Origin of the sequence: Couchioplanes caeruleus, assembly GCF_003751945.1 — a bacterium.
In the GTDB taxonomy this organism is placed as follows: domain Bacteria; phylum Actinomycetota; class Actinomycetes; order Mycobacteriales; family Micromonosporaceae; genus Actinoplanes; species Actinoplanes caeruleus.
This window is the reverse complement of sequence record NZ_RJKL01000001.1, coordinates 2,740,915-2,766,639: the sequence shown is the minus strand read 5'-3', so window position 1 is coordinate 2,766,639 and position 25,725 is coordinate 2,740,915. Positions and strand designations below refer to the sequence as shown.

Annotated in this window: 27 protein-coding genes and 2 tRNA genes; 16 read left to right on the top strand and 13 right to left on the bottom strand. The window is 71.2% G+C overall.

All coding sequences use genetic code 11. The features are described 5' to 3' along the window. Positions 1-37: 37 nt before the first annotated feature. Complete coding sequence (locus EDD30_RS12140; RefSeq protein WP_071804483.1) at positions 38-619, top strand: type III secretion system chaperone family protein; 582 nt, start codon at positions 38-40, stop codon at positions 617-619. Between the two features lie 49 nt (positions 620-668). Here EDD30_RS12140 and EDD30_RS12135 read toward each other — a convergent pair whose 3' ends face one another. From EDD30_RS12135 to EDD30_RS12120, 4 genes are all read right to left on the bottom strand, one after another. After that, the gene (locus tag EDD30_RS12135) at positions 669-1,928 is read right to left on the bottom strand and encodes a delta-60 repeat domain-containing protein (RefSeq protein WP_071804484.1); all 1,260 of its coding nucleotides are present in this window, start codon (positions 1,926-1,928) and stop codon (positions 669-671) included. A gap of 37 nt (positions 1,929-1,965) precedes the next feature. After that, complete coding sequence (locus EDD30_RS12130) at positions 1,966-2,373, bottom strand: globin (RefSeq protein ID WP_071804486.1); 408 nt, start codon at positions 2,371-2,373, stop codon at positions 1,966-1,968. After that, on the bottom strand, positions 2,370-3,986 hold the full coding sequence (locus EDD30_RS12125; protein ID WP_394328231.1) for an MFS transporter: 1,617 nt from the start codon (positions 3,984-3,986) through the stop codon (positions 2,370-2,372). The genes EDD30_RS12130 and EDD30_RS12125 overlap by 4 nt, the downstream gene beginning before the upstream one ends. Positions 3,987-4,203: 217 nt before the next feature. Further along, positions 4,204-5,280, bottom strand: a complete 1,077-nt coding sequence (locus EDD30_RS12120) for a mechanosensitive ion channel family protein (protein WP_071804491.1) — start codon at positions 5,278-5,280, stop codon at positions 4,204-4,206. 225 nt (positions 5,281-5,505) lie between these two features. Between EDD30_RS12120 and EDD30_RS12115 the strand changes: the two genes are divergently transcribed. Next, positions 5,506-6,048: an HNH endonuclease gene (locus tag EDD30_RS12115; protein ID WP_071804504.1), complete on the top strand. Its 543-nt coding sequence runs from the start codon at positions 5,506-5,508 to the stop codon at positions 6,046-6,048. Between the two features lie 18 nt (positions 6,049-6,066). Here the strand turns inward: EDD30_RS12115 and EDD30_RS12110 are convergent, their stop codons facing one another. Both EDD30_RS12110 and EDD30_RS12105 read right to left on the bottom strand, forming a co-directional pair. Further along, positions 6,067-6,678 carry a class F sortase gene (locus EDD30_RS12110; RefSeq protein WP_244945215.1) on the bottom strand — a complete coding sequence of 204 codons (612 nt, stop codon included), beginning with the start codon at positions 6,676-6,678 and terminating at the stop codon, positions 6,067-6,069. Between the two features lie 336 nt (positions 6,679-7,014). Then, the gene (locus EDD30_RS12105) at positions 7,015-7,500 is read right to left on the bottom strand and encodes a hypothetical protein (protein WP_071804494.1); all 486 of its coding nucleotides are present in this window, start codon (positions 7,498-7,500) and stop codon (positions 7,015-7,017) included. A gap of 222 nt (positions 7,501-7,722) precedes the next feature. On the opposite strand from EDD30_RS12105, the gene ctaJ reads away from it, so the two are divergent. Beyond that, positions 7,723-8,010, top strand: coding sequence for an aa3-type cytochrome oxidase subunit CtaJ (ctaJ, locus tag EDD30_RS12100; protein ID WP_455580203.1), 288 nt, complete (start codon positions 7,723-7,725; stop codon positions 8,008-8,010). A 91-nt stretch (positions 8,011-8,101) separates the two neighbouring features. Beyond that, positions 8,102-8,485, top strand: a complete 384-nt coding sequence (locus EDD30_RS12095) for a DUF5130 family protein (protein WP_071804508.1) — start codon at positions 8,102-8,104, stop codon at positions 8,483-8,485. A 9-nt stretch (positions 8,486-8,494) separates the two neighbouring features. Here EDD30_RS12095 and EDD30_RS12090 read toward each other — a convergent pair whose 3' ends face one another. Together EDD30_RS12090 and pepN are read right to left on the bottom strand one after the other, a co-directional pair. After that, complete coding sequence (locus EDD30_RS12090; protein ID WP_244945214.1) at positions 8,495-9,031, bottom strand: Uma2 family endonuclease; 537 nt, start codon at positions 9,029-9,031, stop codon at positions 8,495-8,497. Positions 9,032-9,178: 147 nt separating this feature from the next. Further along, on the bottom strand, positions 9,179-11,734 hold the full coding sequence (pepN, locus tag EDD30_RS12085; RefSeq protein WP_071804512.1) for an aminopeptidase N: 2,556 nt from the start codon (positions 11,732-11,734) through the stop codon (positions 9,179-9,181). Between the two features lie 195 nt (positions 11,735-11,929). On the opposite strand from pepN, the gene EDD30_RS12080 reads away from it, so the two are divergent. The 4 genes from EDD30_RS12080 to EDD30_RS12065 all read left to right on the top strand — a co-directional run bounded on the left by EDD30_RS12080 (position 11,930) and on the right by EDD30_RS12065 (position 14,877). Beyond that, on the top strand, positions 11,930-12,172 hold the full coding sequence (locus EDD30_RS12080; RefSeq protein WP_071804497.1) for a hypothetical protein: 243 nt from the start codon (positions 11,930-11,932) through the stop codon (positions 12,170-12,172). A gap of 62 nt (positions 12,173-12,234) precedes the next feature. Next, positions 12,235-13,425 carry a DUF1015 family protein gene (locus EDD30_RS12075; RefSeq protein ID WP_071804498.1) on the top strand — a complete coding sequence of 397 codons (1,191 nt, stop codon included), beginning with the start codon at positions 12,235-12,237 and terminating at the stop codon, positions 13,423-13,425. A 34-nt stretch (positions 13,426-13,459) separates the two neighbouring features. Next, entirely contained in the window at positions 13,460-14,380 is a 921-nt protein-coding gene (locus tag EDD30_RS12070; RefSeq protein WP_071804500.1) for an alpha/beta hydrolase, read from the top strand. A 23-nt stretch (positions 14,381-14,403) separates the two neighbouring features. Beyond that, positions 14,404-14,877: a ribose-5-phosphate isomerase gene (locus tag EDD30_RS12065; RefSeq protein ID WP_071804502.1), complete on the top strand. Its 474-nt coding sequence runs from the start codon at positions 14,404-14,406 to the stop codon at positions 14,875-14,877. Positions 14,878-14,900: 23 nt separating this feature from the next. Here the strand turns inward: EDD30_RS12065 and EDD30_RS12060 are convergent, their stop codons facing one another. Both EDD30_RS12060 and EDD30_RS12055 read right to left on the bottom strand, forming a co-directional pair. Beyond that, positions 14,901-15,209: a hypothetical protein gene (locus EDD30_RS12060; protein ID WP_123678252.1), complete on the bottom strand. Its 309-nt coding sequence runs from the start codon at positions 15,207-15,209 to the stop codon at positions 14,901-14,903. Positions 15,210-15,556: 347 nt separating this feature from the next. Continuing rightward, on the bottom strand, positions 15,557-16,789 hold the full coding sequence (locus EDD30_RS12055) for a GNAT family N-acetyltransferase (RefSeq protein WP_123678251.1): 1,233 nt from the start codon (positions 16,787-16,789) through the stop codon (positions 15,557-15,559). 98 nt (positions 16,790-16,887) lie between these two features. Between EDD30_RS12055 and EDD30_RS12050 the strand changes: the two genes are divergently transcribed. Further along, on the top strand, positions 16,888-17,655 hold the full coding sequence (locus EDD30_RS12050; protein ID WP_211353746.1) for a DNA-directed RNA polymerase II: 768 nt from the start codon (positions 16,888-16,890) through the stop codon (positions 17,653-17,655). Between the two features lie 94 nt (positions 17,656-17,749). Here the strand turns inward: EDD30_RS12050 and EDD30_RS39885 are convergent, their stop codons facing one another. After that, on the bottom strand, positions 17,750-18,130 hold the full coding sequence (locus EDD30_RS39885) for a LapA family protein (RefSeq protein WP_123678250.1): 381 nt from the start codon (positions 18,128-18,130) through the stop codon (positions 17,750-17,752). A 90-nt stretch (positions 18,131-18,220) separates the two neighbouring features. On the opposite strand from EDD30_RS39885, the gene EDD30_RS12040 reads away from it, so the two are divergent. Continuing rightward, positions 18,221-19,117 carry a glucose 1-dehydrogenase gene (locus tag EDD30_RS12040; protein WP_071806717.1) on the top strand — a complete coding sequence of 299 codons (897 nt, stop codon included), beginning with the start codon at positions 18,221-18,223 and terminating at the stop codon, positions 19,115-19,117. Between the two features lie 74 nt (positions 19,118-19,191). Here EDD30_RS12040 and EDD30_RS12035 read toward each other — a convergent pair. Continuing rightward, positions 19,192-19,265 (bottom strand) — tRNA-Gly (locus tag EDD30_RS12035). Positions 19,266-19,406: 141 nt separating this feature from the next. On the opposite strand from EDD30_RS12035, the gene EDD30_RS12030 reads away from it, so the two are divergent. The 6 genes from EDD30_RS12030 to EDD30_RS12005 all read left to right on the top strand — a co-directional run bounded on the left by EDD30_RS12030 (position 19,407) and on the right by EDD30_RS12005 (position 24,920). Continuing rightward, positions 19,407-19,480: transfer RNA gene (locus tag EDD30_RS12030), tRNA-Pro, on the top strand. A gap of 40 nt (positions 19,481-19,520) precedes the next feature. Then, positions 19,521-20,870, top strand: a complete 1,350-nt coding sequence (gene tig / locus EDD30_RS12025) for a trigger factor (RefSeq protein WP_071806716.1) — start codon at positions 19,521-19,523, stop codon at positions 20,868-20,870. A gap of 187 nt (positions 20,871-21,057) precedes the next feature. Next, positions 21,058-21,687, top strand: coding sequence for an ATP-dependent Clp protease proteolytic subunit (locus tag EDD30_RS12020; protein WP_071806715.1), 630 nt, complete (start codon positions 21,058-21,060; stop codon positions 21,685-21,687). Positions 21,688-21,698: 11 nt separating this feature from the next. Next, positions 21,699-22,361 carry an ATP-dependent Clp protease proteolytic subunit gene (locus tag EDD30_RS12015; protein WP_071806714.1) on the top strand — a complete coding sequence of 221 codons (663 nt, stop codon included), beginning with the start codon at positions 21,699-21,701 and terminating at the stop codon, positions 22,359-22,361. 288 nt (positions 22,362-22,649) lie between these two features. Next, the gene (clpX, locus tag EDD30_RS12010) at positions 22,650-23,942 is read left to right on the top strand and encodes an ATP-dependent Clp protease ATP-binding subunit ClpX (RefSeq protein WP_071806713.1); all 1,293 of its coding nucleotides are present in this window, start codon (positions 22,650-22,652) and stop codon (positions 23,940-23,942) included. 183 nt (positions 23,943-24,125) lie between these two features. Next, positions 24,126-24,920: a carbon-nitrogen hydrolase family protein gene (locus EDD30_RS12005; protein WP_071806718.1), complete on the top strand. Its 795-nt coding sequence runs from the start codon at positions 24,126-24,128 to the stop codon at positions 24,918-24,920. Positions 24,921-25,035: 115 nt separating this feature from the next. Here the strand turns inward: EDD30_RS12005 and EDD30_RS12000 are convergent, their stop codons facing one another. Then, positions 25,036-25,251: a hypothetical protein gene (locus EDD30_RS12000; protein ID WP_084556570.1), complete on the bottom strand. Its 216-nt coding sequence runs from the start codon at positions 25,249-25,251 to the stop codon at positions 25,036-25,038. Between the last annotated feature and the right edge of the window lie 474 nt (positions 25,252-25,725).

Here is a 25,725-nt window from a genome sequence, read left to right as displayed (position 1 = left end):
CCGGCGGCTGACCTGCTGGGGAGTGAGGTGCACAACGATGCCGTGGTGGTCATGGCGTCCCGGGTCGTCCGGAGACAACGAGCGCGAGAGCGGCGAGGTCGCCGTGCAGAGCACCGTACGCGTCGGCGTGCCGACGCAGCGTGAGCCCGAGCGCTCGGCGATATCCTCCGCCGATCTGTCCACGATCGATGAGCCCGACCAGGTCGCCCCGGTCGACCTGGCCCGGATCGGCAAAGCCCTGGACCTGCTCGACATCCGGTTCCTCGCCGACGGCGGCGGCAGCCTGCTGGCGATGTGGGAGCGGCACGCGGTGCTGTTCACCCTCGAGGGGCCGGACGACGAGATCCTCGTGATGCGGGCCCGCCCGCACGCGACCGTCCCGCCCGACTGGGCCGACCGCGCCTACCGCGTGGTCAACGAGTGGAACCACACACGACGCTTCTGCAAGGCGTACGTCGGCGACCCCACCGAGCGTGGCCAGCTTCCGATCTACGCCGAGCTGCAGGTGCCGCTGGCCTCCGGCGCCCACGACGCGCTCCTGGTCGAGATGATCGACTGCGGCGCCGCGGTGGCCACCTCGTTCGTGGACTGGCTCCACGACGAAGGCGCTTTGTTGTAGTTCGCTCATGGAAAAGGCCGGGCCCCAGAGCCCGGCCTTCCGCGTTCTCTCAGCTCAGCGGGAACATGCCCAGGCGGCCGTGGTACTCCTTGCCGAGCTGGTCGGTGTCGGAGCCGACGATCAGGCCCTCCGGGACGGCCTGGAAGGCGCGGACGCCCACGCCGCGCTCGCGGGTCGGGTTCCAGGGCAGCGCCCGGCCGGTCGTCGGGCTGATCGCGCCGATGCCCACCCGGGAGACCGCGCCCGGGCCGGGGCCCTTCGCGTCGCTGCCGTACGGGTTGTCCAGGTATCGCTGGTGGCCCCCGACGTACACGGCGCTGCCGGTCACCGCGACCGCGTAGAGCGAGTCTCCGCCGGTGCGCTGGACCCAGGTCGGGTTGTGCCGGCCGCCGCCGGCGGTCTCGAAGCGGGCGGCCGAGTCGCACAGCTTCGTCGGCGAGGAGGCCCGACCGGTGGCCGCCACCACGAAGTACCTGCCGTCGGGCGAGAACTTGACCTGCCGCAGGTAGGTGTCGAAGCCCTCCATGCACTGCGGCTTGTACGCGTCGGTGTACCAGCTCAGCAGCGTCGCCGCGGCGCCCGAGGTGTCGAACATGGCGAGCTGCGTCCGGTCGGCCGTGCCGACCTTGAGCAGCGCGCCGATGATGACCAGGCGCCTGCCGTCGGGGGAGAGGTCGAGGTGCTCCACCCGGGTACGGCTCAGCCCCGGCGCGGACAGCTTGGCGTCGAAGCCGGCGTCGACCGCACCCGAGCTGGTGTGCACCCGCGCCAGGCCGACCCGCGGCACGCCGTTGACCGCGGAGAACGTGCCGCCGAGGTAGAGCCGGCTGCCGTGTGCGCTCAGGACCCGGACGTCACCCCAGTTGATCTTCGCCGTGAAGCCGGGAAGCCGCGCGCCGTCGCCGAGCGACACCCGGGCGAGGCCGCGCTGGGCGGCCTGGTTCACGGTCTTGAACGCGCCGCCGAGGTAGACACTGTTGTCGGCGCCGGGCGCCAGGGCGTAGACCGCCGCGTCCACCTCGGGGGCGAACGGGCGGATGATGCCGTCGCGGAGCCCGTACGCGAAGATGTTCTTGCGGTCGTAGGTCAGCTTGCGGGTGCTGTCCTGGACCTTGGTGAAGCTGCCGCCGACCACCACCGTGTCACCGACCACGGCGAGGGCCCAGACCGTGCCGTCGAGCACGTGCGGCGTGTGGTCGACCGGATTCGCCGAGACCACCGCGGGATGGGCGAGGTCCGCTGCCGCGGGCGTCCCGCCCAGCAGGGCGGCGCAGGACAGCGCGGCAGCGGCGAACAGGCGGCGTCGCATCGGTGGCAGCTCCTGGGATCGAGACGCGGTCACCCGATCAACGAGCGGCCGGGCCCCCAGGATGCGCGTCCATGGTGTTGACCATGAAGTACGCGGCGCGCTCGAGATAGTCCCAGAGGGTGGTGTGCTGCGGCTCCGGCAGCTCGAGCGAGTCCACGGCGTCGCGCATGTGCCGCAGCCACGCGTCGCGTTCCTCGGCGCCGACCCGGAACGGCGCGTGCCGCATCCGCAGGCGAGGGTGCCCGCGGCTGGCCGAATACGTGTTCGGGCCGCCCCAGTACTGCATGAGGAACAGCGTCAGCCGCTCGGCGGCCGGTCCGAGGTCCTCCTCCGGGTACATCGGGCGCAGCAGAGGATCCTCCGCGACGCCCTCGTAGAACCGGTCGACGAGCTTGCGGAAGGTGGGCTCGCCGCCGACCGTCTCGAAGAAGCTGACCTCGCTCACCCGTCCAGTCTGCCAGCCGCCGAGTGGCGGCCCGGGCCGGGTGTGGAGCGCGCGGTGGTTCCCCGGGGCAGCGCCTTGGCGCCGTTCATCTCCGCGGGTCCGCGCGGGCGGCCCGCGTTGCCGGTGAGATCCGGTCCCGGCGGCCGGACGGCGCGCTCGTAGCCGTGGTGGGGACGGCTCACGGGTGAACCAGGACCGGGTGGGATCGTGCCGGCCGGGGTGGCGGGATCGTGCACAGGAGCCGGGGGAGGGGCCACCGCGGCCGGTGGCCCGGCGTCGGTTTCGGGCGCCGCGCCGGTCTCGGGCGCCGCGGCGGTCTCGGCCACGACGGTCGTGGCGTTCGCGGTGTGGCTTCGCCAGCGTATGGCCAGCACCGTCATCAGGACCAGCCCGCCGAGGCTCCACCAGCCGACGACCAGCGGGATCGTCGACTGCTGCGCGAGCGCGCCGCTGACGATGAGCGCGAGGCCCTGGCTGAGCTGCATGCCGCCCTGCATGACGCCGAAGGCCCGGGCACGGTAGCCGTGGGGCAGGGTGAGCACGAAGGCGCCGTTGAGCGTCGGCACGAGCACCCCCTGCGCGACGCCCGAGATCATCACGAGGAGTGCGACGACCGCCGCGTTAGGTGCCCACATGGTCAGCGCCAGCGCCAACGGTGCGAGCATGGCGAAGGGTCTGACCAACGAGTTCCGGCGCGAGTGCGGGACGAGCCGGCCCACCGCGAGACCGCCGATCACGAAGCCCACCGGCCCGGCGGCCATGATCAGGCCCTGGTCGAAACCCCGCGCCCGGGGATCGTCGTGGAACACCGCCGCCCAGCCCGCCGCGAGGCCCTCGGGCAGGATCGTGAAGGTCGTCAGCGCGAAGACCATCAGCGCGATCGACCGCAGCAGCGGCGTGCCGAAGACCAGCCGGTATCCCTCGCCGGTCTCCCGCAGCAGGTGGCGACGCCGGTCCCGGCTGCTCGCCGCCGGCCGGGGCCGGACGCCGACCGCGATGATCGCCGCCGAGGCGAGGAACGACAGGGCGTCGAGCGCGAGGCCGAGCCGGGCGCCGACCCCGGCCGCCAGCGTGGCGCCGGCGAGATAGCCGAGGACCTGGGCCGCCTGCGCGGTGGAGGAGTTCACGGCCAGGCCGGTCACGACCTGATGGCGCGGAAGCAGCAGCGGGATCAGCGCGGACCGGGCCGCCTGGGTCGGCGGCGCGCCCAGCATCGCCACGAACATCAGCACGAGGATCACGGGCACGGGCACATCGGGCAGCGCGATCAGCGCGATCGGCACGGCCCGGGCCAGATCACAGACGATCAGGACCCTTCGGTACGGATAGCGCTCGGCGACGGCCGCCAGCACCGGTCCGCCGGCGATCCACGGCAGGTAGCTCACCGCGAACGAGGCGGCCGACAGCAGCACCGACTGGCTCTGCTGGTAGACGAGCACGACGATCGCGGCTCGGGCCAGGTAGTCGCCGATCCAGTTGACGATCAGGGAGAAGTACAGGGCTCGGAACTCGCGGACCGCGAAGACGTCCCGGAAGGTCACCGAGCGTTCCGGCTCCGTCACGCCGCCAGGCCTGTCGCCGAGTTGTGCAGCGGGTCGGTCGTCGGACACCAGGGCCCTCCATCGATCGCGACGGCCGGCGGGTTCACCGACGGCGGTCGGCCACGGACAGCGCGGGCCGGACGATCTCCAGCCCGCGTACGTGACGCTGCATGTGCAGATGCTCCTTGCACGATTCTGCCCGATCGGTCGACCCGTGGCTAGGGCGTACGGGGGGATCATCGGCCGTTCGGCCGAGGGCGGACATCCCCCATAATGCCCTATTCGCAGCTCAGGTGGGACCACCCGGCGTGCCCGAGGAATCCGTCGCGGTGCCCGAAGCGAACGGAGGGACCGCCGACCGCGGCAGCATCCGGGACACCGCGATGCGCTCGGCGATGCCCGAGCTCTCCAGCGCCTCGGTGAGCCGGCGCCGCAACTCGCGTTGCACCATCGGCTGACCGTCCGCCGTGGTCTTGGCGATGGTCCGGATGACCGCGCCGTCCACGGTCATCTGCTCGACCCCGACGACGTCCGGCGGCTCCAGGAACTCGGTGGCGTGCTCGGGCTCGTCCGCCAGCGCCAGCGCCGCCTCGCGCAGCACGGCGGTCGCCTCCTCGGAGTTGACGAAGCCGATCGGGATGTCGATGACCACCATCGCCCACCCCTGGCTCTTGTTGCCGACGCGGATGACCTCGCCGTTGCGGATGTACCAGAGCACGCCGCGCATGTCGCGGACGGTCGTCACCCTCAGCCCGACCGTCTCCACGACGCCGACCGCGTCGCCGAGGTCCACCGAGTCGCCGACGCCGTACTGGTCCTCCAGCAGCATGAACAGGCCGGCGATGAGGTCCTTGACCAGGCTCTGCGCGCCGAAGCCGAGCGCCACGCCCACGATGCCGGCGCTGGCCAGCAGCGGGGCGAGGTTGAAGCCGAGCTCGCCCATCACCAGAAGGGCCGCCATGGTGAAGACCACCGCGGTGACGAAGCTGCGCAGCACCGAACCGATCGCCTCGGCGCGCTGGCGGCGGCGTTCGGGGATGAACTGGTTTTCGGTCGCGTCCGGTTGCTTGTCCTTGCGCTCGCGCAGGGGCTTGAGCAGCGCCGGCATCTCGGCCCGGGAGGTCGAGGTGGTCAGCCGCTGGATCGCGCGGTGCAGCACCCAGCGGATCAGCATCGCGACCAGGACGATGGCCAGGATCCGCAACGGCTTGACGATGAACACGTAGCCGCCGTTGGCCAGGAACTGGTTCTTAGTCTCGTCGTAGATCCACGAACAGAAGGTGTCCGTCTTGCAGCGTTCGGACAGCGGTGTCGTGTCGACGATGATGCCGGTGGAGGGCGCGGGAGTGGGAGCTTGCCAGATCACGGGTCCTCACCGTACCCGCAGCGGGACGCGGCTCAGGAACCGGACATCTTCGCATGAGACCTCAGACGTTTACGTCCCGGCCACAGATTGTGCTCGCAAAATCGTCATCCATCAGGGACTATTGGCGCACGAGGGTCACCGTCAGCGGGGCCCTCGCTCAGACTCGGCCGAGACGACAAGCACATCGGGAGCGGTAACAAGCACCTACACCGAAGGGTGATCGCGATGCCTGACATACGACCCACAGTGGGCTCATCCGCGTTGGTTCTGAACGCTACCTACGAGCCGCTGTGCGTCGTATCGGTGCGTCGGGCGACCATCCTGGTGCTGACCGCCAAGGCGGAATGCGTTTCCGACGGGGACGGCGTCCTGCACAGTGCCCGCCAGGCCCTCCCGGTGCCCTCGGTGGTGCGCCTCACCCGATATGTGAAGGTGCCGTACCGGACGCATGTGGGCCTCTCCCGCCGGGCCATCTTCGCCCGGGACGGCGGCCGCTGCGCGTATTGCCGTGGCTCGGCCGAGACGATCGACCATGTCTTTCCCCGCAGCCGCGGCGGCCAGCACGCCTGGGAGAACGTGGTCGCGGCGTGCGCCAAGTGCAACCACAGCAAGGGCGACAAGACCCCGGCGGAACTGGGCTGGCGGCTGCACTCGCCGCCCCAGGCGCCCCGCGGCGTGGCCTGGCGGGTGCTGGGCCACCGCACGCCGGACCCGCGCTGGGCGGACTGGCTGGATCTACCCACCCCGGTCGAGGCCGAGGCCGCCTGACCCCGACCCGGCGGTCGATCAGTGGTGCCGCTTCGTGCCGATCAGGGACGCGAAGACGATGACGTTGTCGGCATAGCCCCGGTCGCCGCCGAGCCACGTTCCCCCACAGGTGACCAGGCGTAGCGACGGTCTGCTGTAGTCGCCGTAGACCCGCTGGATCGGAAGCTTCTCCTTGCCGAACCGCTCCACCGAATTCACCTGGAAGACGGCCGTCTCGTCATCCTCTCGGAGGACCTCGATCCGCTGACCCGGCCGCAGATCCCGGAGCCGGTGGAACACCCCCGGACCGGTGTCGCTGTCGACATGTCCCACGATCAGGGCGGGGCCGAACTGCCCCGGTGTGGGACCGTCGCCGAACCAGCCCGCCTCGTTGCGCCGGTTCGGCGGGGGTACGTCCACGGTCCCGTCCTTCGCCAGCCCCACCGACAGCACCGGAGCCTCCACTTCGATGGCCGGGATCGACAGGCGTCTCGGCGGGCTGGGGTCGAGCACCGGGAAGTCGCGCGGCGGCGGCTTGTCCGGCCCCTTGAGCAGGTCGCCGACGGCGAACCCGGTGGCGGCGCCGAATCCCGCGCCGACTGCGAAGAGCCCCACGAAGACCAGCACCGTGGCGATCAGTCCGAGGGGCATGGGCCGGCGCCCGCGTGCCGGCGAGGGAGCCGGGAGCCGTCTGGGGCGTGGCGAGCTCCGCGGCGACCGCGCCGGCGCGTGCGGCGGCGGAGGCAGCCGGACGGCGGTGGCGGAACGGCCGTCCGGCCGACGCCCGCTGCGGGGCGGCACCATCGCGCCGGACGGGGTGGCCGTCACCTCGAGGCGTGCCGCCGGCGGTGCCGGCGCGGCCGGACCGGCGGCGATTTCGGCGGGACGACGACGGAGCACCGACTCCGGCATCCGGGGTCCGGGCGCGGCTCGCTCGGGGCTGCGGGGCCCGGGGACGGCCGGGTCCGGGCGCGACATCGGCGCGCCTCAGCTCACGCGGCGGCGGCGCAGCGCCACGAAACCCACGAGGATGCCGGCCGCGATCGTCGCCGCTCCGCCGCCGATCAGCATCGGCGCCGACGCGCCCGGGGCCGTGCCGCCGGCACCGGTCGCCGGGCCGCGCGCCGGCTCGACCTTGGCCACCACGTGCAGCGTGGTCGTGGCCGTCCTGCCGTCGGGGCAGCGCAGCTCGATCCGGTAGTCGCCCGGGTCCGCGGCGGCGGGGACCCGGACGGTGGCGGTCAGGAAGCCGTGCCGGGGAGAGACGGTGACGGTGCCCATCGGGCCCGCCGTCACCTTGGCGGCGGCGAGGTTGTCGTCGCAGCTAGCCCGGATGCCGACCTGGTCGCCGGCGCGGGCGGTGCTGGGGTTGATCTCGACGAACACGGCGGCCGCCGATGCGGGTGCAGGCGACAGCACGGCCGGCAGGGCCAGGGTGAACATGGCGAACGCGGCCGGGACGAATGGGCGCATGACCTCCCCTTCCTGCCGTCCGGTCGGAAACCTCGCGGACAGCGCGTGAGGGTGATTTTCGCACCTCGGCGCCGTTTTCGCGTGGCCCGCGAGATCCCACGTAGTGGGTCTTGACACCCGGCGCTCCGTGACGGCGCCCACTCCGCTACCGTGATTGACGTTCGGATCACTGGGAACACAGTGACTTGGCCCGGTTCCTTTTGACGCCTGGGGGCGTTGAGGTTGTCGATATTCAGCACGATTCTGGTCTTCGCGGTGATCCCCTTCGCGGTCATCGTCGTGATCGCGGCCCTGGCCGCCCTCGGCGGTCGGCGCAACCGGCCCGACCGCCGTTACCGGCCCGGCCGGCCGTATGACTTCGCGCCGATCTGGTTCCTGGCGTCGCCCGCGCAGGTGAGCCCCGCCTTCGGCGGCAAGACCTCCGGCCGGCAGGCGCTGGAGCCGGGCGTCGAGGAAGAGTCGGGCCGGCACCGGCCCGGACCGGTAGGAGGCGCAAGTGACCGTTGGTGAGCAGCAGGCCTTCATCAGCGTCGGTGAGCAGCCGCTGACGGCGCTGGACCACCCGGGCGGCCCGACGCTGACCGAGCAGCCCGAGCTCAACATGTCCCCCGAGGGCATCGCGGCGCTCGACGGCCCGTTCTCGACGCGGCAGTTGCTGCGCCTCGACGAGGCGCTGCGCGTCGCCGACCAACAGACCGGCCTGACCTTCAGCGTCTACATCGGCGACCTCGCCGAGCCCACCCGCGAGAGCGCGGAGCGACTGCACCGCGAGCTCAAGGGCGCGGCCCGCGCGGTGCTCGTCGCGATCTCGCCCAACCAGCGGATCCTCGAGATCGTCACCGGCTCGGACGCCCGCAGGCGCATCTCGGACCGCGACGCCAAGCTCGCCGCGCTCTCCATGGCCGCGGCGTTCGCCGGCGGAGACCTGGCGGGCGGAGTCCTCGCCGGCCTCGACCAGCTCGCCTCCCACGCCGGCCGCCACTGAGCCGAGGTCTTACCACCAGGTGTCCGGGGCGACCCGGACCGGGAACGGGGCGTCGACCTTCACCAGGTCGGCGCCCTGAATCGTTCTCGGCGCCAGATAACCGTCCGGCCCCAGCTCGTAGACGTAGAGCACGACCTCCGGCCCGGAAGCGACGCGCCAGTATCGCGGGATGCCGGCGGCGGCGTACAGGGCGGGCTTGAGCAGCCGGTCGTAGCTGCGGCTGGTGGCGGACTCCACCTCGACGACCATGGCGACGTCCGCGGGGTCCGCCCAGATCGCGCCGGACGAGTGCGGCCGCAGTACGGTCACGTCCGGGATGAGGTTGCTCGTGCCCAGCTCGATGCCGAGCCGGTCGCACACCCACCAGCCCTCCGGCGCCGCCGCGCGCAGCACCGCGATCAACGCCTGGACCAGGGTCTCGTGCGCATCGTCCAGCGGCGGCGTCACGTGCAGGCTGCCGTCGACGATCTCGTAGCGATGGCCGTCCTGCGGGAACAGGTGCAGATCCGGCTCGGTCCAAGGGCCTTCAGGGGCAGCCCATCGCACCGGGGAACCTTGGCCGATCACCACCACCGCACCACCTCCATCACCGCGGAGTGTCAGCGTACTCACGTAGTGTGGTTTTCGGTGGTTTTCTTCGCGGTGAGTTTTGCGGGTCGCGAGGAACGGACTCCCCGCGACCCGCGCGACGGCTCAGGCGGAGGCGTCCTTGGCCCGGGCCTTGAGGGCGCGCAGCACGCCGTCGCGGCCCTCGGCCACGAGCCGGCGCAGCGAGGGCGAGTGGCCCTCGCCCGCCAGCCAGGCGTCGGTGGAGGCGACGGTCTGCTCGCTCACCTGATAGGCCGGGTACGCCAGCATCACGAACTCCTGGGCCGGCTCGCTGTCCGAGCGCGCCCAGACCTGGTCCACGACCTCGAAGAACTTCGGCGCGTACGGCGCGGTCAACGCCACCTGCGTCGAGGACTGGAAGCCCTGCAGCAGCGACCGGTTGAGCCAGTTCGGCAACTTCTCGCCGCCGGTGAGCTTGTCCCAGACCGCCGCCTTGTTCTCCGGCGTGGGCAGCAGGGCCCGGGCCAGGGCGGCCTCGCGCTCGCCGCTCGCGGTGCGGTCCGAGTCGAGCTCGGCGGCGATCTCCGGCTCGGTCGCGGCGCCCCGGGCGGCCAGCGACTCCAGCAGCGACCAGCGCAGCTCGGTGTCGACGGTCAGGCCCTCCGGCACGTCCCGGCCCTCCAGCCAGCCGCGCAGGACCGCGAGCTCCTCGGGGCTGCGGGCGGCGCCGACGAAGGCGCGCGCCCAGGCGAGCTGGAAGCCGCTGCCCGGCTCCGCCGCCGCCAGCGCCGTACGGGCCGTGGTGGCGAGCTGCGCCCAGCCGGTCGGCGCCCACTGCGGGTCGGCGTACATGGTCAGCGTGGTCGCCGCCTGCCGCAGCGTGGCCGTGGTCAGGTTGATGTCGCGTTCCTTGGGCAGGCCGGTGCTGACCAGCGCCACGTAGTCGCGGGCCGCCAGCTCGGCGTCGCGGACCATGTCCCAGGCGGCCGCCCAGCACAGCGCCCGCGGCAGTGACGACTCGAAGCCGTCGATGTGGCGCACGACCGTCGCCATGGAGCGCTCGTCGAGGCGCAGCTTCGCGTACGTGAGGTCGTCGTCGTTGACCAGCAGCACGTCGGCCGCCGGCACCCCGGCCAGCGCCGGGATCGCGGTCTCCTCGCCGCTCACGTCGATCTCCAGGCGGTCGCGGCGCACGAGCCGGTCGCCCTGCAGGTCGTAGAGGCCGACACCGATGCGGTGGGTACGCAGCGTCGGGTACGCGGCCGGCGCCTCCTGCCGCACGACCACGTTCTCGTACGTGCCGTCCGCGCCGATGGTGATGACCGGCCGCAGTGTGTTCACCTGCGCGGTCTCGAGCCACTGCGCGGCGAACTTGCGCAGCTCGCGCCCGGACGCCGTCTCCAGCTCGGTCAGCAGGTCGTCGAAGGTGGCGTTGCCCCACGCGTGCCGCTGGAAGTACGCCCGCAGCCCGGCCCGGAACGCGTCCAGCCCGACGTACGCCACGAGCTGCTTGATGACGCTCGCGCCCTTGGCGTACGTGATGCCGTCGAAGTTGACCTCGACCGCCTCCAGGTCCGGCATCTCGCAGTAGACGGGGTGGGTCGAGGAGAGCTGGTCCTGCCGGTAGCCCCACGTCTTGCGGACCGAGAGGAACGTCGTCCAGGCGTCGGTGAAGCGGGTGGCGCCGGTGTTGCACCAGTGGCTCGCCCACTCGGCGAACGACTCGTTCAGCCACAGGTCGTTCCACCAGCGCATGGTCACCAGGTCGCCGAACCACATGTGGGCCAGCTCGTGCAGGATCGTGTTCGCGCGCTGCTCGTACTCGTAGTCGGTGACCTGCGACCGGAAGATGTAGTGCGCCTCGGCGTGCGTGACGCAGCCGAAGTTCTCCATCGCGCCGGCGTTGAAGTCGGGCACCCAGAGCTGGTCGTACTTCGGCAGCGGGTAGCGCACCCCGAACTGCTCGTGGAAGAAGTCGAAGCCCTGCTTGGTGATGAGGAACAGGTTGTCGGCGTCGAGGTACTGCGCCATCGAGGCCCGGCAGAAGACGCCCAGCTCGATGCCGTCGTGGCTGTCGCGAACCTCGTGGTACGGCCCCGCGCACAGCGCCGTGATGTACGTGCTCATCCGCGGCGAGGTCGCGAAGTGGACCGTCTTGGCGCCCGCCTCGGCGTCGACGGTGCTCTCCACCGGCATGTTCGAGACGACCTTCCAGTGCCCCGGCACGGTGGCGTGCCAGGTGAAGACGCTCTTCAGGTCGGGCTGGTCGAACGCCGCGTACACCCGCTGGGCGTCCGCGGTCTCGAACTGGCTGTAGAGGTAGACCTCGTGGTCGACCGGGTCCTCGCTGCGCTGCATGCCCTGGCCGCTCGCCGAGAAGAAGAAGTCGGCGTCGACGACGAGGGTGTTCTCGGCCGCGAGGCCGGTCAGCGTCAGACCGTTCTCGGCCGACCAGCCGGACGTGTCGACGGGCGTGCCGTTGAGCACCGCGGAGCGCACGGACGCGGCGGCGACCTCGATGAAGGTCTGCGCGCCCGGCTCGGCGCAGCGGAACGTGACCTCGGTGACCGATCGGAAGGTGCCCTCACCCGGGCGTCCGGCCCCGTCGGTCAGATCCAGGGCGATGTCGTACCCCGTCACCTCGAGCAGGCGGGCCCGCTCGGCGGCCTCCACCTGGGTCAGGTTCCGAACTCCGGCCACGTTCACTCTCCTCCACGCTGGCAGGGCCGCGTCGCCCCGCCTCGAGCTTCGCACGCCACCTTATGCGGTGAGCCCGCAGCTACCACCCCCCGCTGTCACCGTGAGGGCGATCCGGGTAGTTCGCCGGAAAACATCACGTCCGCGGTGAGAGTGTCGTTGGAAAGGTGAGTACCGTCACCCTGACCGGAGGCTCCGATGGCCGAATCCGACACCGTCGCCACGAGCACCATCGCGGTGCACCGGGGCGCCTGGGCGAGCATCTGCCCGAACCTGCCCGCCGACGTGGCCGCGATGGTCGCGCCGCCCGTCCTCGTGTCGAGCCTGCCGGTCACCGACGCCGGGACCGCGCAGCAGGAGCGGCGGCGGGCCCGCGAGGCACGCTTCCGGGGGAACATGCCCTCGGTTCCCGCGTACGGACGGCACCGGCGCGCGACCTGAAGGATGGGACGGTCCGGGGCCGGGCCCCCACGGGACCGGCCCGTTTCGGTAGGTTCGCGGTCATGACGGTCGTGCACCCGATCAGCCGGGCCTGGATCACCACTGGCGGCACCGGCGCGCAGAACTACGACGAGTTCGCGGACGACGCGGAGATCACCGAGATCATCGCCGCCAATCCGCACAGCGCGCTGGCCATCGAGATGCCCCACCGGGCACCGGAGGCGGTGGGCCGCTCCTTCCTCGACAGCCTGTCCGACGCCGCCACCCGTCTCGACGAGGAGAAGGCGGCCGGCAGCTACACGCCCGCCGAGCAGGTGGTCGTGCTCTACCGGATCAGCGCTCCCGGCGAGCCGGCGGCATACGGTCTGTGGGCCATGGTCGACACCGACCAGATCTCCACCAGCGCCGACGAGCCCGGCCTGGTGATCCGTAACGAGGACGTGTTCCTCGCCAAGGTGCGGGAGCGCGTCGCCCTCGCCGAGACGTTGCGCACGCTGCTCTCGCCCGTACTGCTGCTGCAGACCGGCAAGGGTGACGAGCTGCACGCCGCGCTCGCCGCCGCGACCGAGGCGGCCGGGCCGCCCGCGGCGACCGACCAGGACCAGAGCGGGCGCACGCACGCGATCTGGGTCGTTCCCGCCGGTCCGCTGCAGGACGACCTGACCGCGCTCGCCGGCGGCGGCGAGCTCGTCGTCGCCGACGGCAACCACCGCAGCCTCGCCGCGCAGACCGGCGGCCTCCCGCGTTTCCTCGCCGTGGTGACCACCCCGGCGTCGGTCGCCATCCAGCCCTACAACCGGCTCGTCGCCGAGCTGCCGGTCGACGACCTCGTCGCGCAGCTCACCGCGGCCGGCGCGCGGGTCGAGGAGCTGCCGCGCCCCGCGGACATCCCCGCCAAGGGCACCATCCATCTCTACGCCCACGGCACGTCGTACGCGGTCACCCTGCCCACCGCCGAGGGCGCCGTGGCGGTGGAGAACCTCGACCACGCCCTGGTCGAGCGGGTGCTGCTGCGCGACGCGCTCGGGCTGGACCCGGGCGACAAGCGGATCTCGTATGTCGGCGGCGACTACCCGGCCGAGTGGCTGCGTGGCGAGGTCGACGCCGGCCGCGCCGAGCTGGCGGTGCTGATCGCGCCGGTGACCGTCGACGACTTCGTGGCGGTCAACCTCGCCCGGCAGAAGCTGCCCCGCAAGAGCACCTGGTTCACCCCGAAGGCGCGGGGCGGCCTCGTCCTCGCCCAGCTCGACTGATCCGACCACCCCACCCACCACCCAAAGCAGGAAAATGGCTCTACATCCCCAAGTCGAGGCGTCGCTGGCGATCCGGCAGCGCCCACCGGCGGAGGTGCTCGCGGCCGAGCCTCTCGAGCGGCTGCGCTACGCCCGGCAGGCCATGGAGGACTCCAACGAGGCGGAGTGCGGCCCGGCGATCCCGCTGCCGGTGGTGGTCGACGTGGATGCCGGCGGCGTCGGCTGCCGGCTGTACGCGACCCGCACCGGCGCACCTGTCGTCGTCTACGTGCACGGCGGCGGCTGGTGCTACGGCAGCGTGGAGACCGTCGACCGGCTCTGCCGCCGGATCGCCGACCGCTCCGGCTGCGCGGTCCTGTCCGTGGACTACCGGCTCGCCCCCGAACACGTCCACCCGGCCGCGCTCGACGATGTCGAGACGGTGCTGGCCTGGGTTCGCAAGGAGGGCGGGAGCCTCGGCGTCGACCCGTCGCGGCTGGCCATCGGCGGCGACAGCGCGGGGGGCCAACTCGCCACGGTCGCGGCCCGCCGTCAGCGGGACGCGACCACCCCGCTCGACTACCAGGTGCTCATCTATCCGGCGATCGACCCGATGACGGCCTCCGCGTCGTACGACGAGGTCGGCGGCTACGGCCTCGACCGCGCGTCGATGCGGCTGGCCTGGGAGACCTACGTCCCCGCCCCGGCGGACCGCTTCGGCCCCGACGTGGCGCCGCTGGCCGCCGAGGACCTCGCGGGCATGCCACCCACCCTGCTGATCACCGCGGAGTACGACGTCCTGCGCGACGAGGGCGCCGACTACGCGGACGCGCTGCTCGCGGCCGGGGTGCCGGTCGTCCATGTCCGGTACGCCGGCGTCAACCACGGCTTCGCGCGCAAGCTGGCCCTCTTCGACGCGGCCCGCGCCGCCGCGGACCAGATCGCCGCCGGCCTCCGGGCGGCGCTCACCTTCTGATCGGCGTTTGACAGACTGCCGTCATGCGCGTCTACCTCGGTTCCGACCACGCCGGCTACGAGCTGAAGAGCCACCTCGTCAACCACCTCGCCAAGCAGGGATACGACGTCGTCGACGTCGGCCCGCACGTCTACGACCCCGAGGACGACTACCCGGCGTTCTGCTTCCACACCGGCGCGAAGGTGGTCGCCGACGAGGGCAGCCTGGGCATCGTCATCGGCGGCTCCGGCAACGGCGAGCAGATCGCCGCGAACAAGGTGGCCGGCGTCCGCGCGGCACTGGCCTGGAAGATCGAGATCGCCCAGTTGGCCCGCCAGCACAACGACGCCAACATCCTGGCGATCGGCGCCCGCCAGCACACCCTGGACGAGGCGACGGCGATGGCGGAGGCGTTCCTGACCACCCCGTTCTCCGGCGACGAGCGGCACTCCCGCCGCATCGGCCAGCTCGCCGGATTCGAGCGCACGCGCGAGCTTCCGGCGCTTCCGCAGGCCTGATCGCGACCGCCGGATCGGCCGCGTCAGCGGCCCTTCGGCAAGTCCTCGCGCGGGACCCAGTTCCGGCGGACGATCACGAGATCCCGCTCGGCGTCGGCGAGCTGCTGCGCGGACGGGCGGGTCGCGTCCCGGGCCCGCATCGCCGCCGACACGCTGACCTGCGACGACCCCGAGCCCACGAGCCCCCGCAGGCCGCGCTCGGACTGGTCCTCCCCGCCGGCGGGCCGGGCGGCCGGGCCGGGACGGAATCCCGCGGCGGCACGGGCACCGGCGGGCCGGGCGGCCGCGGACGGCGGCCGGGATGCCGGGCCCGCCGTCGCGGCGGCCCGCATGGAAGCCGGACTCGCCGCAGGGCCTGCCGCCGGCGGGCCGGGTGCCGGCGGGCCGGGTGCCGGCGGGCCGGGTGCCGGCGGGCCGGGTGCCGGCGGGCCGGGTGCCGGCGGGCCGGGTGCCGGCGGGCTTGACGCCGCCGCGGCGGGCGCCGGGCCTGGAGTCGTCGGGGGTGGCCCCGGCACCGGGGCCGACCCGGGCGCGGGGGTCACGGCCGCGGCGGGCGGGTCGGCGGCCGCGTCGGTCCCCGAGGCGGTCTCGGACGGGGCCGAGGGGAAGGGACGCACGCGGCGGCGCCGGCGTCCGGGTTCGTCACCCATGATGCCGAACCTACCGCCGCGGCGCCCACCTAGAACACCTCGGTCGGACTCGGCAGCCGATGCCAGCCGAACGCCGTCGACGCCGCTTGCATCGCGCCGCTCGTCAGCTCCCGGATCGCGCCGGCCGCGCCGAGCGTGGCCGGCGACACCGCGCCGAGATAGGCCGTACCCAGCTCCAGCACGGTGCAGGCCAGGTCCACGGCGTCATCCGTACGGGTACAGCTCGCCTTCCCCGAAGCGTCGACGGTCAGCCGCCAGCGGCCGGTGTTCTCGGTCAGTAGCGAATCCGTCACGTCGAGCACGACGTCGAGCGGGGCGGCGTACCACCGGGCCGTCAGCGCGCGGGGCACGTCGACGATGCGAATCCACAGCGCGTCGGACAGGTTGCTGCCGAGCCGGCGCGGCTCGTCGACCAGATACTGCAACGGTTCGTCCACGGCCGCGAAGGACACGGTCGCCGTCCGTGCGAGGTCGATGGTGAGCAGGAACTGCCACAGCGCCCGATAGGCTTCCGAGCCGGCCGCGACCACCTCACGGATCTGGACCTCGCAGTCCGGGCCGTGATCGTTCCAGCGGGACCTGGTGCGCCACAGGGCGTATCCGGTGGGCCCGTCGGCGCTCTCGTACACCACGCCGTGCTGGGCCGTGGCACCCTCGCGCCGCGACGCGAGGTCCGCCAGCACGAAGCGCCACCACCGCTCGTCGCGGCTGGACCAGCCGATGCGGGTGCCGCGCAGGTCCTCGTACACCTTGGTCAGCTCGGCGATCGACGTGAGCGGCTCGACCAGGCGCAGCCGGCCGTCGCGCGCCGCGGCGGGCAGTTCGACCTCGCGCATCATGATGTTCATGACCAGCCGCTGCGCCGCCGGACCGTACCCGAAACGTGGGTAGATCTTGGTCTCGCTGGCCCAGAGGACCGCGATCGGCTCGCGGCCGGCGTCCGCGATCTCGCGCAGTTGCCGGTGCATCATCCGGGTGAACAGCCCCCGCCGCCGGTGGGTCGGCGCGACTCCCACCCCGGTCACGTGCGCGGCCGGCACGATCGCACCGGGCACGGTCAGTTCCCTGGTGTACGCCGCCGCGTGGCCGACCACCGTGCCGGCGTCCGCGACGACCAGCGACCGCTCGGGCTCGAACACCGAACCCTCGACGCCGCGTTCCTCGGGCGACGGCGTGTGATGGAAGACACGGCCGAGCAGGTTCGAGATCGCGTCCCAGTCCTCCGCCGTGCCGCCCCTGAGCGTCATTCCGGAGCCGTCCATGCTGTTTGTGTAACGGACGGCGCGCGGTACGGCGAGCGATTTGCGGGCTCGTTACTCTCGATGTGGGGCGGCGACCGGCCGTACCAGGGGAGGGGACGATGCCAGAGCAACCGCAGTGGCCCGAGCGGACGCTCGACATGCCGCCGCAGGATCCCTGGGCCGATCCGCCGACGACGGACATGCCCTCGCGTGCGGCGGCGCCGCAATACGACCCCACCCGCCAGCACGGTGGCTCCGGCCCGGCCCGTCAGCACGGCGGTTCCGACCCGACCCGCCTGCAGGGCGCCGCGGATCCCACCCGCGCCGCGCATCCGGATCCCACCCGGGCTGGGCATCCGGATCCCACCCGGGCGGCGCATCCGGGTCCCGCGCCGGCCGCCCCGGCCGCGCCGCCGCCTTCGCCGTTCTCCAGTGGCCGCGCTTCCGTCACTCCGCGCCCGCAGCAGCAGTTCACGGCGGAGCACGAGCCGACGGGCACCGGCTGGCCCGGCGCCGCGCCGCCCGCCCAGCGTCACCCGATGGGGTGGCACCTTGCCCAGTTGCGCCGCGGCGGCGAGTGGAGCTTCGCGGGGCTGCTGTTCGCCTTCGTCTGCTGGGGCATCTGGGCCCTCTCGACGGACGGCGACGACCTCACCACGCCCATCGTGATCTTCCTGGTGTCGGTGGTGGTGGCCGGCGGCGTGTTCGCGCTGTCGCGGCTGGTGGGCCGGCTCGTGCTGGAGCGCCAGTTCGGCCGCGAACGGCGTACGGCGCGGGGCTCGCACATGGTGGCGGGCCTCTTCCTGGCCGGCGTGGGCGTCGCCCACCTGCGCCAGACCGGGTGGGTCATGACGGCGGTCAACTGGGTCGTCGACCTCGCCCGCTGAGCCCGCGTCGGCGTGGAGCGAAGGGATCGGCCCCTCGCCGTGTCGAGGACGGAAGAGGCCCGCCCGGCGCGGTGCCGGACGGGCCGATCAGGATTCAGCGGCGGCGCCGGGGAACCCGGGCGGCGGCCACCGCCCGCGCGAGCGCGGCCCCGGCCATGCCCGCGGCCAGCAGCGCCACGGCCAGCGGGATGCGTCCCTGCGCCCAGAGGAAGCCGATCTCCACCCCACCGGTGTTCTGCACCAGGAAGACGAGGACGAACAGCAGCGCCGCCCCCACGAGCCCCAGCACGAGCGGTCGGGACCGCGTACCCGCAGTACCGCGCGAGGACGGGGCGGCGCCGGCGGGCCCGAGCCCGGCGAGCGTCCGCGCGAGTTCGTCCGGCAGCGGCGGAGCGTGGTCGGCATGGGCCGTGGCGCCGTCCGGCAGCAGGTGATGAGCTTCCGGCACGGGCCGGTTCTCTGGGGAGTACGCCATGACTGACAGTGTTCCGCAGATCGCCCGTCCAGGTCCGTGAACTCGGCAATCCCGGGGTTAGCGCGGCCCTCGTCCGGGCATCCGACCGCCATGACCCAGGACCAGTACACGCGCCGGGATCCGCGCGGCCAGCACCCCGGACCCGCCCTCGACGGCGGCGACCAGCCGTACCCGGGCCTCACGGACGCGATGCCCGATCGGCCGGACCACGGCGAGGAGACCTACCGCGGCAACGGCCGGCTCACCGGGCGGCGCGCGGTCATCACCGGTGGGGACTCCGGCATCGGCCGGGCGGTCGCCATCGCCTTCGCCCGCGAGGGCGCCGACGTGCTGATCTCGTACCTGCCGGAGGAGGAGCCGGACGCGCGCGACACGGTGAGTCTCATCGAGGAGGCGGGGCGCAAGGCGGTGACCGTCCCCGGCGACATCTGCGACGAGGCGCAGTGCGCGGCGATCGTGGACCGCGCCGTGCAGGACCTCGGCGGCCTGGACATCCTGGTCAACAACGCCGCCTTCCAGATGGCCCAGCCGGGCGGCATCGCCGAGATCACCACCGAGCAGTTCGACCGGGTCATGAAGACCAACCTGTACGCGATGTTCTGGCTGTGCCGGGCGGCGGTGCCACACATGGCCCCGGGCTCGGCGATCATCAACACCGCGTCGGTGCAGGCGTACCTGTCGTCGAGTGCTCTGCTCGACTACGCGACCACCAAGGGCGGCATCGTGGCGTTCACCAAGGCCCTGGCGGAGGATCTGGCCGAGCAGGGCATCCGGGTCAACGCGGTGGCGCCCGGCCCGATCTGGACTCCATTGATCCCGACCACCATGCCCCCGGAGAAGGTCGAGAAGTTCGGCGCCGACACCCCGCTCGGCCGGGCCGGGCAACCGGCGGAACTGGCCCCGGCGTACGTCTACTTCGCGTCGCAGGAATCCAGCTATGTCACCGGGGAGGTCCTCGGCGTGACCGGCGGCAAGCCGGTCAGCTAGCCCGACGCACACCGCTTTCGGACCGATCGCACAACGAAGGCCCAGATCAAGTGCCTGACCTGGGCCTTCGTCGTTGGAGCGGGCGACGAGAATCGAACTCGCGTAATCAGTTTGGAAGACTGAGGCTCTACCATTGAGCTACGCCCGCATGGCGCTGCACTTCCGCGCGGCGCCGTGGCTAGCGTACTGAATCTCCGCGCCGGACGCGAACCGGTTCCCCCGCGTGGCGCATCCGGGCGACGCCGAGGCACACACCACACGACCGACCGCATACACTTGCCTGCGGCCTCGGGGTGTGGCGCAGTTTGGTAGCGCACTCGCTTTGGGAGCGAGGGGCCGTGGGTTCAAATCCCGCCACCCCGACTTTCATCAACAACGAAGAGATCCATCAAGGAGTACGCCTGTGAAGAGCACCGTCGAGACTCTGAGTCCGACTCGGGTGCGGCTCGCCATCGAGGTGCCGTTCGACGAGCTGAAGCCCAGCCTGCAGAAGGCGTACCGCGAGATCGGGTCCCAGGTCCAGATCCCTGGCTTCCGGCGCGGCAAGATCCCGCCCGCCGTCATCGACCAGCGCGTCGGCCGCGGCGCGGTGCTCAACGAGGCCGTGCAGGAGGCGATCCCGCAGCAGATCCTCGCCGCCGTGCGCGAGCACGAGGTCAAGACGCTCGGCCGCCCCGAGGTGGAGATCACCGAGTTCGCCGACAACGAGCCGCTGAAGTTCACGGCCGAGGTCGACGTGCGTCCCGAGATCACCATCCCGGACCTCTCCACCATCAAGGTCGAGGTGCCGGCGCTCGAGATCGGCGACAACGAGATCGACGAGCAGATCAACGGCCTGCGCGAGCGGTTCGCCACCCTCAAGACGGTGGACCGTCCGGCCGCCGAGGGCGACTACGTGCAGCTCGACCTCAAGGCGACCGTCGACGGCGAGGAGGTGCCGGGCGGCTCGGCCACCAACATCTCCCACGAGGTCGGCAGCAAGCAGTTGCTCCCCGGCCTCGACGAGGTCCTCGTCGGGCTGTCCGCCGACGCCGAGACCACCTTCACCACGCAGCTCGTGGGCGGCGACTTCGCCGGCCGTGACGCCGATGTGGCGGTCACCGTGCGGACGGTCAAGGACAAGCAGCTTCCGGAGATCGACGACGAGTTCGCCCAGATGGCGAGCGAGTTCGACACCCTGGAGGAGCTCCGCGCCGACCTCAAGGAGCGGCTCACCAAGGTCAAGAAGGTCGAGCAGATCTACGCCGCCCGGGACGAGGCGCTCAAGCAGCTCGTCGCGGCCGCCGACATCCCGGCTCCCGAGGGCGTCGTCAAGGAGGAGGTCGAGGGCCGCAAGCAGGCCATGACCGACCAGCTCGAGCGAATCGGCGCCACCCTCGAGGACTACCTGGCCTCCGAGGAGAAGACCGAGGAGCAGATCGACACCGAGCTGACCGAGGCGGCCGCCGAGGGCGTCAAGATCCAGTTGCTGCTCGACACGATCGCCGACGCCGAGGACATCCAGGTCTCCGACGACGAGTTCGGTCACGAGATCGTGCACCGGGCGCAGCGTGCCCAGATGCAGCCCCAGCAGTACTACGACCAGCTCGTGAGGTCGGGCGCGGCGGCGGCCGTCTTCGGCGACGTGCGCCGCGGCAAGGCCCTGGCCAACGTCATGGAGCAGGTCGAGATGAAGGACACCGAGGGCAACGTCCTCACGCTCGACGACCTGCGCGCCGCGGGCGAGGACGAGCACGCCGGGCACGACCACTGAGATTTTCCGCCAAGGGCCGCCGCGTAGCCGTGGCGGCCCTTTCGGCATTCCGCCGACCCCCGGTGCGCTGTCAGCGAACACCTGCCCGAGCGGGAAGCTGATGCGCATTCGACCGGTTAGGTTGGTCGTACGACGGACAACCTGCCGGCCGGATCTCGGCCGACACAGTCAGCTGTGAAGGGCTGCCATGACCGATCTGCACATCCCAGCGAGTCCCACGCTGCGTGGTGACTCCCTCAGTGGCAACCTCGACGACTCGGTCTACAACCGCCTCCTGCGCGAGCGGATCATCTTCCTCGGCAGCGAGGTGACCGACCAAGTCGCCAACCGCATCTGCGCGCAGCTGCTGCTGCTCTCCGCGGAGGACCCGGAGCGCGACATCAACCTCTGGATCAACTCGCCGGGCGGCTCGGTCTACTCCGGCATGGCGATCTACGACACGATGCAGTTCATCGACAACGACGTCTCGACGGTGGCGATGGGCATGGCGGCGTCGATGGGGCAGTTGCTGCTCTGCGCGGGAGCCAAGGGCAAGCGCTATGCGCTGCCGCATGCGCGGATCATGATGCACCAGCCGTCGGGCGGCATGGGTGGCACGGCCGCCGATATCGCCATCCAGGCCGAGCAGATGCTGTATACCAAGCGCATGTTCCAGGAGCGGGTGGCTCACCACACCGGCCAGGACCAGGCGACCATCGAGGCCGACTCCGACCGGGACCGCTGGTTCACGGCGGAGGAGGCCAAGGACTACGGCTTCATCGACAAGGTGATCACCGGGGCCACACAGGTTCCCGAGGGCGCCGGAACGCTGAACTGAGGAGCTGAGCAATGACGGACCTGACCATGCCTCCCGGCTTCGCTCCGGTGCACAACCGCTACGTCCTGCCCTCGTTCGTCGAGCGCACGTCGTACGGCGTGAAGGAGTCGAACCCGTACAACAAGATGTTCGAGGACCGGATCATCTTCCTCGGCGTGCAGGTGGACGACGCGTCGGCCAACGACGTGATGGCCCAGTTGCTGACGCTGGAGAGCGCCGACCCGGACCGCGACATCCTGATGTACATCAACTCGCCCGGCGGCTCGTTCACGGCCATGACGGCGATCTACGACACCATGCAGTACGTACGCCCCGACATCAGCACGGTGTGCCTGGGCCAGGCGGCGAGCGCCGCCGCGGTGCTGCTCGCCGGCGGCACCCCGGGCAAGCGGATGGCGCTGCCGCACTCGCGGATCATCATCCACCAGCCGGCCACCGAGGGCGGCTACGGCCAGGGTTCGGACATCGAGATCCAGGCCCGGGAGATCATGCGCATGCGCACTCAGCTCGAGGAGCTGATCTCCAAGCACTCCAACCAGCCGCTGGACAAGGTGCGCAAGGACATCGACCGCGACAAGATCATGACGGCCGACGAGGCCAAGGAGTACGGGATCGTGGACACCGTCCTCGCCACCCGCAAGAAGAGCCTGCAGGCTGCCGGCGTCGGTGGCTGACGCACGACATTCCGCAGGTCCCGCCGCGGTCGCGGACCGGATTGTTCCGTTGCGTGAGCGTGGCAAGTGACCGGTGGGAACGCGATGTCAGGGGTCGGTCCGCGCGCGCTAGACTGACTGGCCCCTGACACGCCCGTTTTGGGGGGTCGGAGAACTGCCCTCGAGCGGGTAACGTCGAGTCGGCAACCTCAGCAACGCGGGTCGGCAGACGATGAGATACCGACGAGGAAAATCGTCCTCGGGCCGAGGGCCGGTGCGAACCGGTCGATGAGCGCAGGGAGAACGTAGGTGGCACGGATCGGTGACGGTGGCGACCTACTGAAGTGCTCCTTCTGTGGGAAGTCTCAGAAGCAGGTCAAGAAGCTCATCGCGGGCCCAGGGGTCTACATCTGCGACGAGTGCATCGACCTCTGCAACGAGATCATCGAGGAAGAACTGGCCGAAACCGGCGAAGTGAAGTGGGAAGAGCTTCCCAAGCCGATGGAGATCTGCCAATTCCTCGACAACTACGTGGTCGGGCAGGAGCAGGCCAAGAAGGCCCTGTCCGTGGCCGTCTACAACCACTACAAGCGGATCCAGGCCGAGTCGGCCGGTGCGCCCGGTGCGGGCAGCGACGTCGAGGTGGCCAAGTCCAACATCATGCTCATCGGCCCCACCGGCTGCGGTAAGACGCATCTCGCGCAGACGCTGGCCCGGATGCTCAACGTCCCGTTCGCCATCGCGGACGCCACGGCGCTGACCGAGGCGGGCTACGTCGGCGAGGACGTCGAGAACATCCTGCTCAAGCTCATCCAGGCCGCCGACTACGACGTCAAGCGCGCGGAGCAGGGCATCATCTACATCGACGAGGTCGACAAGATCGCCCGCAAGAGCGAGAACCCGTCGATCACCCGGGACGTCTCCGGCGAGGGTGTGCAGCAGGCCCTGCTCAAGATCCTCGAGGGTACGGTCGCGAACGTCCCGCCGCAGGGCGGCCGCAAGCACCCGCACCAGGAGTTCATCCAGATCGACACCACCAACGTGCTGTTCATCGTGGGTGGCGCCTTCGCCGGGCTGGACCGGATCATCGAGTCCCGGGTCGGGCAGGGCGGTGTCGGCTTCGGTGCGCACCTGCGCTCGGTCTCCGAGCGCAACACCGACGACATCTTCAGCAAGGTCATGCCGGAGGACATGCTGAAGTTCGGCCTGATTCCCGAGTTCATCGGCCGGCTTCCGGTGATCACGACCGTGCGCAACCTCGACCGCGAGGCGCTCATCAAGATCCTCACCGAGCCCCGCAACGCGTACGTCAAGCAGTACCAGCGCCTCTTCGAGCTCGACGGCGTCGAGCTCGAGTTCGACCAGGGTGCCCTCGAGGCGATCGCCGACCAGGCCATGCTCCGGGGCACCGGCGCCCGCGGCCTGCGCGCGATCATGGAGGAAGTCCTGCAGAACGTCATGTTCGAGGTGCCCAGCAACCCCGACGCCGCCCGGGTGGTCATCACCCGCGAGGTCGTCGTCGAGAACGTGATACCGACGATCGTGCCCCGCGAGTTCGTGGGCCGTCGCGCCCGCCGCGAACGCGAGGAGAAGTCCGCCTGACGGCTCTCGGCTAGCCGAGCCCGCCACGTCACCCGTCACCGTCGCCCTGAGGGCGGCGGTGACGTCGTTTCCGCCCCGACGGTAGCCCCGGACGCCGCCTCGGCGGTTCCGGCCGGTAGGAGCCTGTTGGGCGTCCGCTGCCGGGCGTTTCCGGTGGGCGCCGAGTTCCGTACGCTGGCGGGCATGCGTGTTGCCGTCTGCCAGATGAACGCTCGCGACGACCGTACCGTCAATCTTGCCGCGGCCCGCGACCTCCTGGGCCGCGCCGCCGCAGCCGGGGCGACCCTCGCCGTCCTGCCCGAATACGTCGACTACCTCGGACCGGGTCCCGGCATGCCGAAGCCGGAGCCGGTCGACGGCGAGTTCTCGGCGTTCTTCGCCGAGGCCGCCCGTGAGCTCGGCATCTGGGTGCATGCGGGCTCGTTCCACGAGGCCGGCCCCGACCCGGAGCGCACCTTCAACACCTCGCTGATCTTCAATCCGGCGGGTGAGCTGGTCGAGACCTACCGGAAGATCCACCTGTACGACGTGGAGATCCCCGGCAGGGTGTCCTACCAGGAGTCCCGCTCGGTGGCACCGGGTGAGCGCGCGGTCGTCACCGAGATCGCCGGCGTTCCCACGGGACTGTCCATCTGCTACGACCTGCGGTTCCCCGAACTGTATCGGCGGCTCGCCATCGACGGCGCGAAGATGCTCGTGGTGCCGGCGGCGTTCATGATGCACACGGGGCGCGACCACTGGGAGGTCCTGCTCCGCGCCCGCGCGATCGAGAACCAGTGCTACGTGGTGGCGGCCGGCCAGATCGGCGACCACGAACCGGGTCGGACATGCTTCGGCCGCAGCATGATCATCGATCCTTGGGGGACGGTGGTCGCTCAGGCGCCGGACGGGGTCGGCATCGTCTGCGCCGATATCGACCTGAGCCGGCTGGAGAACCTTCGTACCGAGCTGCCCAGCCTGGCGAACCGCCGCCTTTAGTCGACGTCTCTTGGCGTCCTTGCCGGGGTGGCGTCTCTTCGCGCCTTGCCGGGGTGGCGTCACTTCTCGCTCCGATGCGGTGACGTCTGTTCTTGCTTGGCGCGGCGGTGGTGTCTCAGAAGGTCTGGAACAGGTAGCTGACCACGGCGATGCAGACCACGGCTCCACCCGCGAGGAGCATCGCGCCGCCCATGCGGGACGGACCGCGCTGGATCAGGCGGTGCACCGAGACCACTACCGCCGCCAGGACCAGAATGCCGATGACGAGCTGAGACAGCGGCATCAGGAGGTCGAACAACGCGTCGGCGGCGAGCGCCGGTTGAGGTGCCATGCCTGCCACTCTGGCATGGCCGCGCGCCTCGTGGGATTCCTGGGACGGGGGCCGATTTGCGTTTCCGGTGGGACGTCAAGTAACTTTCTCTCTGCCCGAGGGGAACCCGGACGGAGCGGCACGAAAGTGACCGGTCTGGCGGATTGCGTGAGGGCGGCTGGAAGCAGGCGATATGCTTGCCGACAGTTCCGGGCGAGGCAGGCGGCAGGATTTGCGCCAGCGAGAACGACCGGGTAGAGTTAACCGGCCAGCAGGAACCGGGCGGATCGATCACTGAGTGATCTCCGGACGGCTGCCAGGCCACCTTACGACGCTCACGCCTTCCAGGGTGAGCGTCAGCACGGGAAAACACTTGGGCGATGCCACGAGGATCCTGCGGGATCTTCCAAGACTCAGGTCTTGCGCTGGCGAGGTTGACCAGGTAAGTTAGAGCGGTTGCCCCGAGCGGGTCTTCTCGGAAGAGGGGAACGAGCG

Excerpts from the sequence above, each read along its gene's own strand:
- EDD30_RS12140 (WP_071804483.1), top strand. The coding sequence starts at position 38 with ATGCCGTGGTGGTCATGGCGTCCCGGGTCGTCCGGAGACAACGAGCGC.
- EDD30_RS12135 (WP_071804484.1), bottom strand. The coding sequence starts at position 1,928 with ATGCGACGCCGCCTGTTCGCCGCTGCCGCGCTGTCCTGCGCCGCCCTG.
- EDD30_RS12115 (WP_071804504.1), top strand. The coding sequence starts at position 5,506 with ATGCCTGACATACGACCCACAGTGGGCTCATCCGCGTTGGTTCTGAAC.
- EDD30_RS12110 (WP_244945215.1), bottom strand. The coding sequence starts at position 6,678 with ATGCCCCTCGGACTGATCGCCACGGTGCTGGTCTTCGTGGGGCTCTTC.
- EDD30_RS12105 (WP_071804494.1), bottom strand. The coding sequence starts at position 7,500 with ATGCGCCCATTCGTCCCGGCCGCGTTCGCCATGTTCACCCTGGCCCTG.
- EDD30_RS12095 (WP_071804508.1), top strand. The coding sequence starts at position 8,102 with ATGTCCCCCGAGGGCATCGCGGCGCTCGACGGCCCGTTCTCGACGCGG.
- EDD30_RS12080 (WP_071804497.1), top strand. The coding sequence starts at position 11,930 with ATGGCCGAATCCGACACCGTCGCCACGAGCACCATCGCGGTGCACCGG.
- EDD30_RS12075 (WP_071804498.1), top strand. The coding sequence starts at position 12,235 with ATGACGGTCGTGCACCCGATCAGCCGGGCCTGGATCACCACTGGCGGC.
- EDD30_RS12070 (WP_071804500.1), top strand. The coding sequence starts at position 13,460 with ATGGCTCTACATCCCCAAGTCGAGGCGTCGCTGGCGATCCGGCAGCGC.
- EDD30_RS12065 (WP_071804502.1), top strand. The coding sequence starts at position 14,404 with ATGCGCGTCTACCTCGGTTCCGACCACGCCGGCTACGAGCTGAAGAGC.
- EDD30_RS12060 (WP_123678252.1), bottom strand. The coding sequence starts at position 15,209 with ATGCGGGCCGCCGCGACGGCGGGCCCGGCATCCCGGCCGCCGTCCGCG.
- EDD30_RS12055 (WP_123678251.1), bottom strand. The coding sequence starts at position 16,789 with ATGGACGGCTCCGGAATGACGCTCAGGGGCGGCACGGCGGAGGACTGG.
- EDD30_RS12050 (WP_211353746.1), top strand. The coding sequence starts at position 16,888 with ATGCCAGAGCAACCGCAGTGGCCCGAGCGGACGCTCGACATGCCGCCG.
- EDD30_RS39885 (WP_123678250.1), bottom strand. The coding sequence starts at position 18,130 with ATGGCGTACTCCCCAGAGAACCGGCCCGTGCCGGAAGCTCATCACCTG.
- EDD30_RS12040 (WP_071806717.1), top strand. The coding sequence starts at position 18,221 with ATGACCCAGGACCAGTACACGCGCCGGGATCCGCGCGGCCAGCACCCC.
- EDD30_RS12020 (WP_071806715.1), top strand. The coding sequence starts at position 21,058 with ATGACCGATCTGCACATCCCAGCGAGTCCCACGCTGCGTGGTGACTCC.
- EDD30_RS12015 (WP_071806714.1), top strand. The coding sequence starts at position 21,699 with ATGACGGACCTGACCATGCCTCCCGGCTTCGCTCCGGTGCACAACCGC.
- EDD30_RS12005 (WP_071806718.1), top strand. The coding sequence starts at position 24,126 with ATGCGTGTTGCCGTCTGCCAGATGAACGCTCGCGACGACCGTACCGTC.
- EDD30_RS12000 (WP_084556570.1), bottom strand. The coding sequence starts at position 25,251 with ATGGCACCTCAACCGGCGCTCGCCGCCGACGCGTTGTTCGACCTCCTG.